Below are 16,918 nucleotides of genomic sequence, written 5' to 3'. Positions count from 1 at the left end.
GCGCGGTGTTCAACATGATTGGAGACATAATTATGGCTAACACGTATGACACCGTACTTCCAGATGACTCCAAACTTGCCTCGCCTGGTAATGGTCCTAGACTGATCAACACTCGTGGTGGTCACATTGCCCCGGGGGAAATTGCCATTGGCGTTGTTATTGGTCGCGCATCAGAGTATTTCGACTTCTTTGTATACGCCATCGCTTCGGTGTTGGTATTCCCAGCTGTTTTCTTTCCATTTGCACAACCTCTAGAAGCCACACTGTATTCATTTACCGTGTTTGCCTTCGCTTTCCTGGCCCGACCGCTAGGGACCGTTATCTTTATGGCAATTCAACGCCGGTTTAGCCGGGAAGCCAAGCTCACGCTTGCACTCTTCCTGCTCGGCTTCTCCACGGCTGGTATTGCCTTCCTGCCGAATTACGCCCAACTGGGTGCCAGCGCCATCCTGGCCCTGTCGCTGTTGCGTATAGGCCAAGGCATAGCGCTGGGCGGCTCGTGGGACGGCTTGCCTTCGCTGCTGGCACTCAATGCGCCGCAAAACCGCCGCGGCTGGTATGCGATGCTGGGTCAACTCGGTGCGCCGGTTGGTTTCGCGATTGCTGCCGGACTGTTCTCCTATCTCCTGTCCGAATTGTCGCGCGCCGACTTCCTCGAATGGGGCTGGCGCTATCCGTTCTATGTAGCGTTTGCGATCAACGTGGTTGCGCTGTTCGCCCGCCTGCGCCTGGTGTCGACACCTGAATACTCGCACCTGCTGGATGAACAAGAACTGGAACCGGTCAGCGCGACTGAAATCGTGCAAAAACAAGGCCGCAACCTGATCATCGGTGCACTGGCTGCTTTGGCCAGCTATGCACTGTTCCATCTGGTGACGGTATTCCCATTATCGTGGATCAGCCTGTACTCGGATCGCTCCATCAGTGCCTTCCTGCACGTACAAATGATGGGCGCAGCGCTGGCAGCAGTCGGTATCGTCATCTCCGGTCTGGTAGCGGACAGATTCGGACGTCGTACCACACTCGGTACGCTGGCCTGCCTGATCGCGATCTTCAGCGGCTTCGTCCCTATGCTGCTCAATGGCGGCACCCGCGGTGAAGACCTCTTTATCCTGATCGGCTTCGCGCTGCTCGGTTTGTCGTATGGTCAGGCTGCTGGTGCAGTATCGGCGAACTTCCACGCGAAGTACCGCTACACCGGCGCTGCCCTCACCTCGGATCTGGCATGGCTGGTCGGTGCTGCATTTGCACCGCTGGTCGCACTGGGTCTGTCGGCACACTTCGGCCTGGGTTACGTCAGCCTCTACCTGCTGTCTGGTGCAGTTGGTTCGCTGGCGGCACTGAGTCTGAATAGAGCACTGGAAATTCGGAACTAGCTTTAAGCCTGGCGCTTCGTGCGCCGGAAGCAAAAAGGGCAGACATATAAATGTCTGCCCTTTTTATTTATACGCACAGCAAGAACGCCTACACTGCCACTCAATCGCAAGCGCGCTAAGAAAGAATGTCCGCTTTCGACCCAATGCAGACATTCGTCTTGAAGTGCCTCTCTTCATCAATGCCACATACTCCCTGAACATCACTGATTTCGGGGATGTTCAACCTTCTAGTTTTGCTGTCTAATGTTGCCTAAATAAAACATCAGTAACACAGGCGGCCGACGACATATTTTTCTTGTCGATCCAATTGGCCCGTAATTCATTTGTCATCTGCCGCCCTAGGCTATCCATCTAACCTGGAAAATACTCATGAACCACTGCTTTAAATCTGTCCTTAATCTATGTTCAGGCACATCTCAGGTTACTTCAGAAAAAACACGCAATGGAGGCAAAACAGGTAATTCAGTCAACAAACTGGCGCTCGCTACCTTGCTTGGACTGTCAGCAGGCACTGCAGTAGCAGATGCAACAATTGACGGAGTTACCCAGACCGTGCCGTCAGGTACGAGTCTTGATGCTGCCGGGGATCTTTATGTTGGCCTAAATACTACCGCTCGACTGAATGTTACGAGCGGCGGCGCAGTTACCAATACCAATGCCTTTATCGGCTTGATCAATACTAGCCAAGGCGAAGTATTCGTTAGTGGCACAGGCGCAACATGGACAACGAGCGGCGATCTCTATGTAGGCTGGGACGGGAACGCTTTTGTCATGGTTGAGAATGGTGCAAGGATCATCGCTCGTGGTGCGACGATCCTTGCAGCGAATCCCACCGCCTACGCTCAGTTGACAATCAGCGGCACCAGCGGCTCTCGTGGCGTGTTATCAACACCTTACATTTTTAAGGGTATCGGTACGGGGGAGCTTCATTGGGATGGCGGTATTCTGCAGGCCACTTCTAGTGAGCCCGAATTCTTCCCCAATTTCAGTTCCGGGGAAATTGTTATTAACGGTGGCGGTGCCTTCTTCGATACCAATGGCTATAACGTTGGTGTGCAAAGGCCCGGCATCCTAATCGGCACCGGTGGCTTCACCAAATTGGGCGCAGGTACCCTCACCATCGCCGGCAACAACTCTTGGGGTGGTGACACGACCGTAAACGCTGGCACACTGGCACTAGGCAGTTACACCCAGGGTGGCAGCCAGACCTTGACCATTGGCGTCGCCGACAGCACGAACTACGGCAGGCTGCAAGTCAGTGGCGTGGCCAACTTCAACAACAGCAACCTCGCCGTCAATGTCATTGGCAGCCCTACGCTGGCCAACAACCTCACTTTGACGGGTGTAGTCACGGCCGGTACGCTGAACGCAACGAGCTTCATCGTAACTGACAACTCCGCATTGTTCGACTTCAACGCCACCGTCAACAGCAACAGCGTTGACCTGAATGTCATTGCCAGTGGTAGCGGCACATCCGGCACCACCGTCTACGGTTCGGCACTCAAGCATGGTCTGTACTCAGCCTTAGGTGCAGCCAGCGTCCTTGACACCCAGGTTCAGGGAACTCCAACCGGCGATATGGCCAACGTCGTCACTGCACTTGGCCGGCAACCGGACGAGCGCAGTGTGGCCCGCGCCGTGGCCCAGACACTGCCGCTTATCTCCGGCAATCAGGCTGTACAAGGCACCTTGAGCAGCTTCCAGAAAGTGGTGCAGAACCAGATGCAGGGTAATGGCAACACAACCGGTTTGTCATCAGGCGATGCACTGTCCAATAAAAATGCATGGGGCAAGGTATTTGGCTCCCGTGCTGAGCAGGATGACCGCAGTGGCGCTGCTGGCTTCAAAGCAGATACCTGGGGGCTGGCATTGGGTGCCGATGCACAAGTCGCGCAGGGTGCTCGCTTTGGTGTGGCCTACGCTTACGCCAAGACCTCGGTCAACGGCAATACCGAACTGAATGGGTCCGCACAACGTGCCAATATCGGTTCGCACATTGTTGCGTTGTATGGGAGTAAAGATATTGGTGACAATCGCACTTTCTCGTTTCAAGGTGACCTTGGCGTCAGTAACAACGAATCCACACGCCACATCGACTTTGGTGGATTAAACCGCACAGCACGTGCCGATTACCGTACTTATAGCGCGCATGTTGGTGCAGCTATTTCGCAAGCGTTCGCGTTAAATGAAAAGACGACGCTGACGCCGACACTGCGTGCCGATTACACATGGCTCAAATCTCAGAGCTACACCGAGAATGGTGCGGATGCATTAAACCTGGCCGTGGGTTCGAACAAAGCAGAAGCGTTTGTGATTGGTGCGGATGGGTATCTGCAGCATCGCTTCTCGAACACATCTCGCCTAGATGCCAATCTTGGTATCGGCTACGACGCCATCAATGAGCGGGGCAATATCATTTCTACCTATGCTGGTGCGCCTGGACAAGCATTTGTGACGACCGGCATTGACCACTCCCCGTGGCTGGTGCGTGGTGGCATCGGCTACAGCATGCTGGCTGCCAATGGTACGGAAGTTAGTTTCCGCTACGATGCAGAAGGTCGTTCGGAATACCTGAATCACACCGCATCGGTTCGGGCGAAGTGGGCGTTCTGACGCCTTAGAAGTGCCCCAAAAAAAAGCGACCATTTGGTCGCTTTTTTTACATCTCTGCGTGTCCGCTATTGGCCGATAGCTGACATAGCGATCTCGCTGGAGTATCCGCAAGCAATGGTGTGTATACCGTCTGTTGATTTGCTCGCAGAATTGCCCCTCTCTAATTGATCCACCTTCCACTGTCTGGCGAAGGCTGCGAACCGGTCATACGACCCTTCAAATCCCAATGCACACAAGTCGATGTACATCTGTTTCAAAGTCCGTCTTTGCTTGCGTGACTTCGTTGCATCGGTCTTTAACCAGGCTGAAAGTTTGAACGCATATTTATCGAGAGAAGTCGGGGAACGTCGATCACTCCAACCTCCTACTCACTTTGGTAAGTAGGATTGTGTTCTAAACGTGGATCAGTTTTCGATGCAAATCATCACGTAAGCAAACATTTGCTTACGACCCCAGACATGCTTCTCCATATAAGAAAACAGCCGCCAAGCGGCGGCTGTTTTACCATCTATTCCAGCTTGACGCCGGAGCTCTTGACCACCTGACCCCAGCGCGCTATTTCGGACGCGATCATCGCAGTAAATTCTGCCTGTGACATGTGCGGAATATCCGAGCCTGCACTCGTCCAGTTGTGCTGGATTTCCGGAGATGCCAGCGCTTTCTTGACTTCTTCCGTCATGCGCTCGACCACCTCGGGTGGCGTGCCCTTGATCGCCCACAGACCGTACCAGGTAGATACTTCATAGCCTGGCACACCGGCTTCTGCAGCCGTCGGAACGTCAGGAAAGCCTGGTGCGCGCTTGGGCGATGCGACGGCAAGTGCCTTAATGCGGCCGCTCTTAATATGGCTGGCCGAAGAACCGAGGCCGTCGAACATCATATCGAGCTGGCCGCCGATCAAGTCCTGCAACGCCGGGCCTGCACCGCGGTATGGAATATGGGTAATAAAGGTCTTGGTCTGGATCTTGAACAGCTCACCCGCCAAATGATGCGAGGTACCGTTACCAGCCGAGCCGAAGTTCAGCTTGCCTGGATTCTTTCTTACGTAATCCAGTAAGCCTTTCAGATCCTGCACCGGAACGCGCTGCGTGTTGACTACGATTACCTGTGGTGGCGTGGCAATGACGGTAATCGGGATGAAATCCTTTTGCAAATCGTAAGCGAGCTTAGGATACAGCGCCGGTGCAATTGCATGATGCGCTGCGCCTATGAAGAACGTGTATCCATCAGGCGGAGACTTCGCTGCAACGCCCGCACCAAGCGTGCCACCGGCACCACCACGGTTGTCGATGATGACCGTCTTGCCCAGCTGTTTGGTCAGTTGCGCCGCCAGCGGACGTGCAAAGGCATCGGTTCCGCCACCCGGAGGGAACGGTACGATCAAGGTCACCGGTCTGGTCGGCCAGGACTGCGCAAACGCGCTGACGGATAGGCACAGTCCGGCAAGCAGCAAGAGGGGGATTTTGAGTTTCATGATCTTGTCTCCAAAATTGTATTTTTTATATTAAGAAGTCATTTGCATACAAGAACATGAGTCCATGTATACAATCGCACATGCTTGCGAAAGATTATATCTATGGATTTTTTTGTCAAGACAATTATCTTATTGCCTAAATGACATACTTTTGAATAGGATGAAAACTAGGATGCAGCGAAAAGTGAGCATTAGCACGAGAGCCGCCATCCAGCCGTATCGCAAAGTCTGCACTTAATTCGGTCGCTTAACTTCCCACCAAATCTCCGCTATCGCCTCCCGAAACAGGCATCCTTTATTAAGTCGCAACTCCCCCTCGTTCCTCATCACTTATCAACAAGCTGGGGAATGCATTTGCCAGGTGTTCAATGTACGCGCGCACGACAGGCGGTAGCCCGCGTCTTGTAGTGAATACGATATGAACGATGCCCTGCTCTGTACGCCATTGTGGAAAAACACGTACCAATGTCCCATTGTTGAGTTCGTTGCTGCATATATGCTCGGGAAGTAACGCAATTCCCAAACCAGCCAAAGCAGCACAACGCAAGGCACCAAAATCTGCGCATGTCATCCTCGGCACATGCGTGACACTCCCCGCCTTTCCTTCTGAATCAATAAAATCCCAAGTGACTGGCCCGGTCTGTTCGGTACTCGCGAGGGTCGGCAACTCCGCCAGCATATCGAGATCGCCCTTGCGGCATTTCCTGGCAAGGCTCGGTGTCGCCACAAGAATGCGGCTCGAGTGACCGAGTGTCCGCATAATCAATGCAGCATCAGTCGTCAGTTCTGCGCGCACGCGTATGGCCACGTCGATGCGTTCATCTATCAGATCAACGGCGCGATCGACCGCCACCATTTGCAACTGGGCCTTCGGGTATTTCGTGAGAAATGCGGCCAATACCGGTGAGAGGATTTCCATTAGTCCAAGTGGACAGCTACAACGGACTATCCCATGCGGCTCACCCAAAGCATCCGACACCACCGCATCGGCCTGTTGCACGTCAAGCACGATGGTGCGACATCTTTCGTAGAAGGCCTGGCCGATTTCTGTCACGCGAAAACGGCGCGTGGAGCGCTCTATCAAGCGCACACCTAATCGTGTTTCAAGTGCGGAGATGCGCCGACTTAAAGTTGACTTGGGCATGCCTAGCGCACGTCCGGCTGCAGAGAAGCCACCATGCCGTATCACCTCGGCAAATAAGGCGTAATCGTTAATATCTTGCATGCTTATTGTTCCAATAATGGAACTAAGTTATCCATTTTGCCAGTCTACTCGAATCTTTGTTCCACGTGCATCATGTTTTCACCGCAACGAATTGTTCATTGCACTTTTGGAGAAAACGATATGGAACGCCAATTTGAAAACAAAGTAGTCGTCGTTACAGGTGGTACCAGCGGCATAGGCCTGGCAACGGCCAAACGATTCGCCGCACAAGGCGCCACCGTTTTTGTCACCGGACGTCGCCAGGAAGAACTCGACAAGGCGGTCAAAGAGATCGGCCCACGCGCAACCGGCGTACGTGGCGATATGTCGAAGCTTGCTGATATCGATCGTCTGTACGATGCCGTGCAACAAACCAATGCGCAAATCGACGTGCTGTTTGCGAATGCAGGTGGTGGTTCGATGTTGCCCTTGGGATCCATTACCGAAGAACACTACGACGACACTTTCGGCATCAATGTAAAAGGCGTGGTCTTCACAGTGCAAAAAGCACTTCCATTGCTGCGCGATGGCGCATCCATCATCCTGACCGGCTCAGTCACCGGCTCTACCGGTACTGCTGCATTCAGTATTTACAGTGCAACCAAAGCAGCCGTGCGCAATCTGGCGCGCAGCTGGACCCTCGATCTCAAAGATCGCGGCATACGCGTCAATGTTGTCAGCCCCGGACCGATCCGCACACCAGGCCTGGTTGAACTGGCCGGTAACGATGCAGTCCAACAGCAGAACCTGCTCGATTACATGGCAAGCCAGGTTCCGATCGGCCGTGTTGGCGAAGTAGACGAGATCGCGAATGCGGTGACCTTCCTTGCATCGCCAGATGCAAAGTTCATTGCCGGCACAGAGTTGTTTGTCGATGGCGGCCTGGCACAGGTCTAAGCAACGGCAGATGAGCTCAGACATGAACAACGATTCTTTTTCACCAGCACGTCGCAACCTTTTAATTTCGGGGGCGGCCGTAGCGGCCAGCATGGCGCTACCAACTTCGTTCACTTTCGCGGCAAATGCCGCTTCCCAAATCGCAGCACATCAAGGAGAAATGACCATGGCAACCCTCACCACCAAAGACGGCGCAGAAATTTTCTATAAGGATTGGGGTCCGAAAGATGCACAACCCATCATGTTTCACCACGGCTGGCCATTGTCTTCCGACGACTGGGATGGACAAATGTTGTTCTTCCTGTCGAAAGGCTATCGCGTCGTGGCACATGATCGCCGTGGTCACGGCCGCTCCTCGCAGATTTCTGAGGGACACGACATGGATCACTACGCTGCCGATGCATTTGCCGTAGTCGAACATCTGAATCTGAAAAACGTTGTTCATATAGGCCATTCAACTGGCGGCGGCGAAGTGGCACGTTACGTCGCGAAGCATGGACAGGCGAGCGGTCGTGTCGCCAAGGCGGTGCTGGTCTCGGCAGTTCCACCTTTGATGCTCAAGACTGCGGCCAATCCTGAAGGTCTGCCTATCGAAGTTTTTGATGGCTTCCGCTCGGCGCTTGCAGCGAATCGCGCCCAGTTCTTCCGCGATGTTCCAGCCGGACCGTTCTACGGATTCAACCGCCCCGGTGCCCAGGTGCACGAAGGCGTTATTCAAAACTGGTGGCGCCAGGGCATGATGGGTAGCGCCAAGGCACACTATGACGGTATCAAAGCCTTTTCGGAAACCGATCAGACCGAGGACTTGAAAGCGATTTCTGTACCGACGCTGGTCCTGCACGGTGACGACGATCAAATCGTACCGATAGCCGACTCCGCATTAAAAGCAGTCAAACTGCTGAAGAACGGTACGCTGAAAACCTACAAAGGTTACTCGCACGGGATGCTGACTATCAATGCCGAGGTGCTGAATGCCGATCTGCTTAAGTTTATTAAGGGATAAAAAAACAGACAATAAAAAAGCCGCTCTACACAGAGCGGCTTTTTAAATCCTAAGCAACCAATCAAATCTTCGCAGCGATCAACTTGGCCAAAGTAGCCACGCCTTCGCGTATCTTCTCCGGCGGCACAGTCACAAAGCTCAAACGCAAAGTATTTTTCTCCGCCTCATTCGCATAGAAAGGCGCACCCGGTACGAATGCCACTTTCTGCGCAATCGCCTCTTCCAGCAACTGCATGCAATCAATATGCTTAGGCAGCGTGACCCAGATGAACATGCCGCCCTCAGGCTTGTTCCACTTCACACCTTCCGGTGCAAATTCAGCCAACGCATCCAGCATCACCTGACACTGGTTCGCGTACAAAGTACGGATCGATGGAATGTGCTCAGCGAGGAAGCCATCCTTGATCGCTTCATACACCACCATCTGTGTCAGTTGCGAGGTGTGCAGATCAGCAGCTTGCTTCGCCTGCTCCAGTTTGCGTATCAATGGGGTCGGGCCAACGACGTAACCAAGGCGTATGCCCGGTGTCAGCACCTTGGAGAACGAACCCATGTAAATCACGCCGCTCGGATTCATGGTCAGCATCTTCGGCAGTGGGTCAGCGCGATAGCTGAGTGCGCCGTACGGATCATCCTCGATCAGCGGCAAGCCATGGCGCGCGCAAGTTTCCACCAATGCCATCCGACGTTCTACCGACATGGTGCGACCAGTCGGATTGTGGAAGTTAGGCAAGGCGTACAGCAGACGCGCACCGTCGGCGATGCCATCTACTGCTTCCGGCAACAAGCCGTAGTCGTCGGTAGGCACCGAAACGAATTGCGGTTGATATACCGAGAACGCTTGCAAGGCACCGAGGTAACTCGGGGTTTCAACCAGCACTTTGCTGTTTTCTTCGATCAGTACTTTGCCGAGCAGATCCAGCGCCTGCTGCGAACCGGACACCATCAAGACCTGATCCGGCGTGATTACCGAACCCGGGATGGACAGCGAATCCGCTATCCATTCACGCAAGGGCGCATAGCCATCGCTCGGTCCGTATTGCAGCGCGATCTTGCCCTGTTGCGACAACACCTTATCGAACGCCGCTTTCATATGCTCGACCGGGAAGGTTGCCGGTGATGGCAGTCCGCCGGCAAAGGAGATGATGTCCGGGCGCATCGTGATTTTCAGGATTTCGCGGATGACCGAGCTTTGCAGTTGTTCTGCACGTTTGGCGAATTGCCAGTTAATCGGCGTTGGGTGTTCGATTTTCATGATTACTTCACGGTATATACAAGGCTCACGCCCCGGCACTCCGGGGCATGGGTACTGCTTAGATCACTTCAGCGATCAATTCGATTTCTACGCATGCGCCCAGCGGGATTTGCGCGACGCCAAATGCAGAACGGGCATGCAAGCCTTGCGGGCCGAATACCTCAGCCAGCAATTCGGAGGCGCCGTTAGTGACCAGGTGCTGCTCGGTGTAATCACCGGTGGAGTTCACCAGACCCATGATTTTGACGATGCGTTTGACGCGATTCAGATCGCCGCCGCATGCTGCCTGCAAGGTCGCGATCAGGTCAATCGCCACGCCGCGTGCTGCCAGCTTGGCTTCATCAGTTGTGATGTTCTTGCCCAATTGGCCTACCCATGGCTTGCCGTCTTTCTTCGCGATATGGCCGGACAGGAAAACCGTGTTACCCGTTTGCGCATGCATGACGTAGGCTGCGACTGGTGCAGCGACAGCTGGCAATTCGATGTTCAAGGCTTTCAGCTTGTCGTAAACAGACATAAGTACTCCAAAAAATTGATGCCACTCCGTGCAAAGCAGGAATGGCAATGAACAGAAGTCCGTGGCTACGATGATGGCAAATTGCCATCGCAGCAATATGGCTCACGGAAGGAATCCTGCGATTATCTCAAATCCGCGGCTTTCCTTCCGAACTATCGTCACAAAATCGCCGCTAAAGCGGAATTCGTCCAGGAATGGGCATCAACTTAGACGTCTGATCGGCATCTTTCTCCCTATTGCCACCACAGCAATAATGGCGAGCGCAAACAAAAAGGTGCGCAGTTCCAGCAATTCACCAAGGATCACGGCCGCACCCAGCAGGGTCAGGAACGGCTGTATCAACTGCACCTGCCCGACGCGTGCGATACCGCCCAGCGCCAAACCCTTGTACCAAAAGAAGAAGCCGATAAACATCGAAAACAGCGACACATAGGCAAAACCTGCCCAGGCTGCAGGCGACGCAGTCACCCCGTGCTTCCAGCCCAGCCATACCGTTACCGGCAAAACTACAGGCATCGATAACACCAACGCCCACGAAATGACTTGCTGGCCGCCCATCGTTTGCGACAAACGTCCGCCTTCGGCATAGCCCATGGCCGCCGCCAGCACCGCTATAAACAATGCGAGGTCGGCAATGTGCAATTCACCACCGCCCTGCTGCAAGGCAAAGCCAACCACCAATGCGCTGCCCACTACTGCCGCAATCCAGAAACCGAGTGAAGGTCGCTCACCAAAACGCAAGGCACCGAACAAGGCAGTCGCCAATGGCAGGATGCCGAGGATGATCGCGCCATGTGACGCCGGAACATAATGCATCGCGATCGAAGAAAACACCGGAAAACCGACCACCACGCCCAGCGCGGTAATCAGCAAGGATTTCATCTGCGCTTTGGTCGGACGCACCGCACCACTCCACCACAGCAAGATGGCCGAGCACGCCGCTGCCACCACCGCACGTCCGAGCGCAACAAATACCGGATGCAACTCAGCGACCGCGATACGGGTAAACGGTAGCGTCAGGCTAAACATCGCCACACCGATTGCGCCCAGCCACATGCCTTTGGTTTCTTGTGTCATTACAGATGACCTTGTCATTATTTTTGATTGGATATTCATAGCCAGATTGCCACAGCAGAGTACAAAGTGAGGACGATCATGACTGCGCAAAACACGCGCCGCCATTTAGCCTGCGTCAGATAGCGCCGCAACACTGCGCCGGTACCGGCCCAGATGCTGATGCATGGAAAATTGATGATGCCGAAGATGAAGCAAAACACGGTGATCGACAGCCACACCGGTTGTACCGGCGGCAGGAAAGCCGAAGCGCCCGTCACCGCCATCACCCACGCCTTCGGATTTGCGAACTGGAACAGGGAAGCGCCGATGAATGACATCGGACGCACATCGGCATCCACCTCCTGCGTAAACGCCATGCTGCGCAATTGCCAGGCCAGATACACGAGGTAAGTAGACCCTATCGTTTTTAATACGATATGCAAAGCCGGCATCGCAACGATCAGGCTGCCTATGCCCGCTGCACATAGTGCAAGAATCACGCTGAAACCAAAGACTACGCCAAACATATGCGGCAGCGAGCGCATAAAGCCAAAGCGTATGCCGGACGAAGTCAGCATGATGTTATTCGGCCCCGGCGTAATCGACGAAACGAAGGCGAATAAGGAAAGTGGCAGCAGCGATTCCATAGTTTTCCACGGGTATGGCAAAACACTTAACAAGTGTTGATTACCGATTTTTCAGGAAAACATCGTAATCGACAAAACCAATACAGTACCAGTACACTTAAGGAATTAATTTACTCACTGTCATGGCAAAATGACCAATACAGCCAAATCCGCATCAGCCTCGCCCGCCCCTGCCGAAGCACAACGCCCGCTGCTGTCGCGTACGTCCGGCAGCTCGCTGATAGAGCAAATCGTGCAACTGATCACCAGCCGCATCGATGACAAGATCTTGCGCACCGGCGCACGCATGCCGTCGATACGCCAGTTCTCGGATCAGCACCAAGTCTCGCGCTTTACCGTGGTCGAAGCCTACGATCGCCTGGTCGCTGGCGGCTTGCTGGAATCACGGCGCGGCTCCGGCTTCTACGTCCGTGATCGCTCGCCCATGCTGACGCCGCGCGCGCAAGGCACGCTCACGGCAACACCGCAACCGGTCGATGTGGTCTGGCTGGTACGCAATATGTTCCGTCAGTTGCCACCGCAAAAAATGCCGGGCGTAGGCTTACTGCCGAATGAATGGCTGGATGGCGACCTGGTCGCGAATGCCTTGCGCGCAGTCAGCCGGCAAAACCCCAGCCTGCTGCTGCAATACGGCATCCCGCAAGGCTTCCTGCCACTGCGCCAGCAACTGCAATTGAAAATGGCGGAGCTGGAAATCGCTGCGACGCCGGAGCAATTCGTCACCACCGCTGGTGTGACGCAAGCGCTGGATCTGGTGGCACGCCATTACATACAGCCGGGCGATACCATCTTTGTCGATGACCCGGGCTGGTTCCTGATGTTTGGTTCTTTCGCTGCGCTGGGCGCCAAGGTGGTCGGCATTCCACGTCTGGCGGACGGGCCGGACATCGCGCAACTGGCCGCGCTGGCTGAGCTGCATCGCCCCAAGCTGTTTATCATCAACTCCATCCTGCACAACCCGACCTCGACTTCACTGTCAGCGGCCAAGGCCTTCCAGGTATTGAAGATCGCCGAACAATACGACTTCATGATCGTGGAAGACGACATCTACTGCGATATGCATCCCGGCACCGCAGTCCAGGCTGCGACCCGCATCGCGGCGCTGGATCAATTGAATCGCGTGATCTATCTCGGCGGCTTCTCCAAGACACTGGCGGCTAACCTGCGTGTCGGCTTTATCGCCACCTCGCCGGAAATCGCGCGACAACTGGCAGATCGCAAGATGCTGACCGCATTAACAACGACCGAAATTACCGAGCGCGTGGTGTATCGCATCCTGTCGGAAGGGCATTACCGCAAGCATGCAGACCGGCTACGCACCAAGCTGACCGCAGTACGCGACAAGACCATCCGGCAGATGGAACGCATAGGCATCAAGGTCCATTTCCACACCCCGGCCGGGATGTTTGCCTGGACCGACATAGGCTGCGATGCCAACATCCTGACCGAGAAAGCGATGGAGCAAGGTTATCTGCTGGCACCGGGCAGCCTGTTTTCACCGCACCAGCTGCCGTCTACCAATATGCGCTTCAACGTCGCCGCCATGGCCGATCCGGGCATCTTGCGTTTCCTGGAACGTGAGCTGGGCAAGGCTTGAAATCAGTAAGGGCAGCCCCATTTGCTGCCCAGGCTTTTGAAAGTCTGGATTGACCCGCCCGCGGCGAGGCAACATCATAGCGGCTTGCAAAACTCTGCCGCATAGACAGGCTTGCACTAGCAATCCCCCTAATTCTTTGATTCTTGAGGTAAAAATGGCTGGTTCAGAACAAAAACAAACCCTGGGTTTCCAGGCTGAAGTCAAACAACTGCTGCAACTGATGATCCACTCCTTGTACTCGAACAAGGAAATCTTCCTGCGCGAACTGATCTCGAACGCTTCCGATGCTGCCGACAAACTGCGCTTTGAAGCTATCAACAACGGTGCCTTGTTTGAAAACGATGCTGACCTGAAAATCAAAGTCAGCTTCGACAAGGACGCACGCACCATCACCATTTCGGATAACGGCATAGGCATGACCCGCGACGACGCGGTTGAGCATCTGGGTACCATCGCCAAATCCGGCACCAAGGAATTCTTCTCGAAACTGTCCGGCGACCAGCAAAAGGATGCAGCACTTATCGGTCAGTTCGGCGTCGGCTTTTACTCCGGCTTCATCATCGCTGACCGCATCACGGTCGAAACCCGTCGCGCCGGTACTGATGCCAGCGCAGGCGTACGCTGGGAATCGGAAGGCGCAGGCGACTTCACGGTGGAAGCCATCAACAAAGCAAATCGCGGCACCGACATCATCCTGCACCTGCGCGAAGGTGAAGATGAATTCCTCTCCTCGTGGAAACTGAAATCCATCATCCGCAAGTACTCGGACCATATCTCACTGCCTATCATGATGCAGAAAGAAGAATGGGACGAAGAGAAAAAAGAAACAGTGGTGCGTGACGAATGGGAAACCATCAACCAGGCCAGCGCCTTGTGGGCACGCAACAAAAACGAAATCACGCCTGAGCAATACATCGAGTTCTACAAACACGTATCGCACGACTTCGGCGAACCGCTGACCTATACGCATAACCGCGTCGAAGGCCGCAGCGAATACACGCAACTGCTCTACATCCCGACCCAGGCACCATTCGACCTATGGGATCGCAACAAACGTGGCGGCATCAAGCTCTACGTCAAACGCGTCTTCATCATGGATGATGCTGAACAACTGATGCCGGTCTATCTGCGCTTCGTCAAAGGCGTGATCGACTCAGCTGATTTGCCACTCAACGTCTCGCGTGAAATCCTGCAAGAGTCGCGTGACGTCAAAGTCATACGCGAAGGCTCGACCAAGCGCGTACTGTCCATGCTGGAAGAGCTGGCCAACAGCGATGAGCAGGCGGACAAGGATAAATACGTCACCTTCTGGAATGCCTTCGGCCAGGTATTGAAAGAAGGCATAGGCGAAGATGCAGCGAACAAGGAACGCATCGCCAAACTGCTGCGCTTCGCATCCACCCATAACGATAGCGATGCGCAAACCGTTTCCTTCGCCGACTACGTCGCACGCATGAAGGAAGGCCAAAGCAAGATTTACTACGCAACCGGCGAATCCTATAACGCAGCGAAGAACAGCCCGCACCTCGAAATCTTCCGCAAGAAAGGCATCGAAGTCCTGTTGCTGACGGATCGCGTCGATGAATGGATGCTGTCCTTCCTCGAAGAATTCGACGGCAAGGAATTGTCATCAGTCGCCAAAGGCGATCTCGACCTTGGCCAGCTGGAAGACGAAGCAGAGAAGAAGCAGCACCAGGAAACCGAAGACCAGTACAAAGAACTGGTCGCGAAGATGCAAACTGCATTGGCCGACAAAGCCAAGGAAGTACGCGTCACCTTCCGTCTGACTGACTCGCCAGCCTGTCTGGTTGCAGGTGAGAATGAATTGTCCGGCAACCTGATGCGCATGCTGAAAGCGGCTGGACAGGACGCACCGGATGCCAAACCGACACTGGAAATCAATCCGGATCATCCATTGGTGCAGCGCCTGAAATACGAAGATGCGAAATTCGACGACTGGTCGAATATCCTGTTCGACCAGGCTTCGCTGGCTGAAGGCGGCAACCTCAACGATCCGGCTGGCTTCGTGAAGCGCCTGAATGAAATGCTGTTGGGGCTGGCCAGCAAATAAGATTTACGTATTCACAACTGCCCACATTTAAAAAGCCGCGTGTACCTCACGCGGCTTTTTTATTTCCATGGTGAAAATCTCTATTTGTCAGCGCAGGGAGACTGTTCGCTAAAAAGGTAAATATTTGCTAATACGAGACTTTTCCATCTCCGCTGAGCAAAATTTACAAAAAAATCGCGTAATATTTCACATTCGCAACTCCGATATACCGGGGAGTAGTTAAAAGAATTAGATTTTTGTTTATTTTGATTTGCTTATTTGATCTTTAGGGGAAGAAAGAAATGTCGAAACGTTTATTGCGTATCTTGCCGCTCTGTCTGACCGGCGTTCTGCTGAGTGCCTGCTCCACCATGGACATGGGCAACAGCGGTGCTAAAACAGCAGCGACCGGTTCCGCCGGTGGTGCCAATGCACAAAATGCCAACGCCGCACTGGAACGTTGCGATGCGCCTATGGGCACCATCGCCATTATCGAAGACACGAGCGCACCGTGGTATGGCGTCCTGACCGGCCAATACAAACTCGGTTCGACCGTGCCTGTCCTCAAACTGCTGGTACAACAATCGAACTGCTTCGTCGTGGTTGAACGCGGCCGTGGCATGAACGCCATCATGGGCGAACGCGCGCTGGAACAATCCGGTGAACTGCGCAAGAAATCGAATTTCGGCAAAGGCAAAATGGTTTCCGCCGACTACGGTCTGGTTCCATCGATCACCTTCAGCAACAACAATGCTGGCGGCATGGGCGGCAGCGTAGCCGGTTTGCTGGGTGGCGGTCTGGGTAGCGCAGTCGCTGGCATCGCAGGCAACATCAACAGCAAGGAAGCCAGCACACTGCTGAGCGTCGTCGATAACCGTTCCAGCGTACAAATCGCAGCGGCTGAAGGCAGCGCGAAAAGCATGGACTTTGGCGCTATGGGCCAATTGTTCGGCTCCAGCGCTGGTGGCAGCATGGGTGGTTACTCCAATACCGCTGAAGGTAAGGTCATCGTCGCCGCTTTCACCGACTCGTATAACAACGTCGTACGCGCTGTGAAAAACTACCGTCAACAAACGGTAAAAGGCGGCCTGGGTACCGGTGGTCAGCTCAAGGTACAAGGTGACGACAGCCCGACACCTAAAAAGAAAAAAGCACCAGCCAAAGCAGCCGCTAAACCAGCTGCACAGTAATCACTGAGGCGGCACCGGCAAGCATCACAGCTTGCCAGC

13 protein-coding genes are annotated in these 16,918 nt (G+C 54.2%); 7 read left to right on the top strand and 6 right to left on the bottom strand.

Features of this window, described 5'->3' with window-relative positions; genetic code table 11:
- Window positions 1–32: 32 nt before the first annotated feature.
- Together H7U06_RS11170 and H7U06_RS11165 are read left to right on the top strand one after the other, a co-directional pair.
- Window positions 33–1,376, top strand: coding sequence for an MFS transporter (locus H7U06_RS11170; RefSeq protein ID WP_175626247.1), 1,344 nt, complete (start codon window positions 33–35; stop codon window positions 1,374–1,376).
- A 369-nt stretch (window positions 1,377–1,745) separates the two neighbouring features.
- Window positions 1,746–3,989 (top strand): autotransporter domain-containing protein, encoded by a 2,244-nt coding sequence (locus H7U06_RS11165; RefSeq protein ID WP_175626246.1) that lies wholly within the window; start codon window positions 1,746–1,748, stop codon window positions 3,987–3,989.
- 508 nt (window positions 3,990–4,497) lie between these two features.
- On the opposite strand, the gene H7U06_RS11160 is transcribed toward H7U06_RS11165, so the two are convergent.
- The gene (locus H7U06_RS11160) at window positions 4,498–5,463 is read right to left on the bottom strand and encodes a tripartite tricarboxylate transporter substrate binding protein (RefSeq protein WP_175626245.1); all 966 of its coding nucleotides are present in this window, start codon (window positions 5,461–5,463) and stop codon (window positions 4,498–4,500) included.
- A 298-nt stretch (window positions 5,464–5,761) separates the two neighbouring features.
- On the bottom strand, window positions 5,762–6,688 hold the full coding sequence (locus H7U06_RS11155) for a LysR substrate-binding domain-containing protein (RefSeq protein WP_175626244.1): 927 nt from the start codon (window positions 6,686–6,688) through the stop codon (window positions 5,762–5,764).
- A gap of 120 nt (window positions 6,689–6,808) precedes the next feature.
- Between H7U06_RS11155 and H7U06_RS11150 the strand changes: the two genes are divergently transcribed.
- Both H7U06_RS11150 and H7U06_RS11145 read left to right on the top strand, forming a co-directional pair.
- Window positions 6,809–7,564, top strand: a complete 756-nt coding sequence (locus tag H7U06_RS11150) for an SDR family NAD(P)-dependent oxidoreductase (protein ID WP_175626243.1) — start codon at window positions 6,809–6,811, stop codon at window positions 7,562–7,564.
- A 166-nt stretch (window positions 7,565–7,730) separates the two neighbouring features.
- Window positions 7,731–8,567 carry an alpha/beta fold hydrolase gene (locus H7U06_RS11145; protein ID WP_217703472.1) on the top strand — a complete coding sequence of 279 codons (837 nt, stop codon included), beginning with the start codon at window positions 7,731–7,733 and terminating at the stop codon, window positions 8,565–8,567.
- A gap of 61 nt (window positions 8,568–8,628) precedes the next feature.
- Here the strand turns inward: H7U06_RS11145 and H7U06_RS11140 are convergent, their stop codons facing one another.
- The 4 genes from H7U06_RS11140 to H7U06_RS11125 all read right to left on the bottom strand — a co-directional run bounded on the left by H7U06_RS11140 (window position 8,629) and on the right by H7U06_RS11125 (window position 12,042).
- The gene (locus H7U06_RS11140) at window positions 8,629–9,822 is read right to left on the bottom strand and encodes a PLP-dependent aminotransferase family protein (RefSeq protein ID WP_175626241.1); all 1,194 of its coding nucleotides are present in this window, start codon (window positions 9,820–9,822) and stop codon (window positions 8,629–8,631) included.
- Window positions 9,823–9,880: 58 nt separating this feature from the next.
- The gene (locus tag H7U06_RS11135; RefSeq protein ID WP_124574876.1) at window positions 9,881–10,339 is read right to left on the bottom strand and encodes a RidA family protein; all 459 of its coding nucleotides are present in this window, start codon (window positions 10,337–10,339) and stop codon (window positions 9,881–9,883) included.
- A 201-nt stretch (window positions 10,340–10,540) separates the two neighbouring features.
- Window positions 10,541–11,416 (bottom strand): DMT family transporter, encoded by an 876-nt coding sequence (locus H7U06_RS11130; RefSeq protein WP_254873224.1) that lies wholly within the window; start codon window positions 11,414–11,416, stop codon window positions 10,541–10,543.
- A gap of 35 nt (window positions 11,417–11,451) precedes the next feature.
- A complete protein-coding gene (locus tag H7U06_RS11125; RefSeq protein ID WP_175626239.1) occupies window positions 11,452–12,042 on the bottom strand; it encodes a LysE family translocator in 591 nt (196 codons plus the stop codon).
- Window positions 12,043–12,172: 130 nt separating this feature from the next.
- On the opposite strand from H7U06_RS11125, the gene H7U06_RS11120 reads away from it, so the two are divergent.
- The 3 genes from H7U06_RS11120 to H7U06_RS11110 all read left to right on the top strand — a co-directional run bounded on the left by H7U06_RS11120 (window position 12,173) and on the right by H7U06_RS11110 (window position 16,879).
- Window positions 12,173–13,639 (top strand): PLP-dependent aminotransferase family protein, encoded by a 1,467-nt coding sequence (locus tag H7U06_RS11120; RefSeq protein WP_175626238.1) that lies wholly within the window; start codon window positions 12,173–12,175, stop codon window positions 13,637–13,639.
- A 154-nt stretch (window positions 13,640–13,793) separates the two neighbouring features.
- Window positions 13,794–15,710 (top strand): molecular chaperone HtpG, encoded by a 1,917-nt coding sequence (htpG, locus tag H7U06_RS11115; protein ID WP_175626237.1) that lies wholly within the window; start codon window positions 13,794–13,796, stop codon window positions 15,708–15,710.
- A 281-nt stretch (window positions 15,711–15,991) separates the two neighbouring features.
- Complete coding sequence (locus tag H7U06_RS11110) at window positions 15,992–16,879, top strand: CsgG/HfaB family protein (protein ID WP_175626236.1); 888 nt, start codon at window positions 15,992–15,994, stop codon at window positions 16,877–16,879.
- The last annotated feature ends 39 nt before the right edge of the window (window positions 16,880–16,918 follow it).

Origin of the sequence: Herminiimonas sp. Marseille-P9896 (assembly GCF_903993245.1) — a bacterium.
GTDB classification, from domain to species: domain Bacteria; phylum Pseudomonadota; class Gammaproteobacteria; order Burkholderiales; family Burkholderiaceae_D; genus Oxalicibacterium; species Oxalicibacterium contaminans.
The sequence above is the reverse complement of the archived record's forward strand: the minus strand, read 5'-3'. Positions and strand labels throughout refer to the sequence as shown.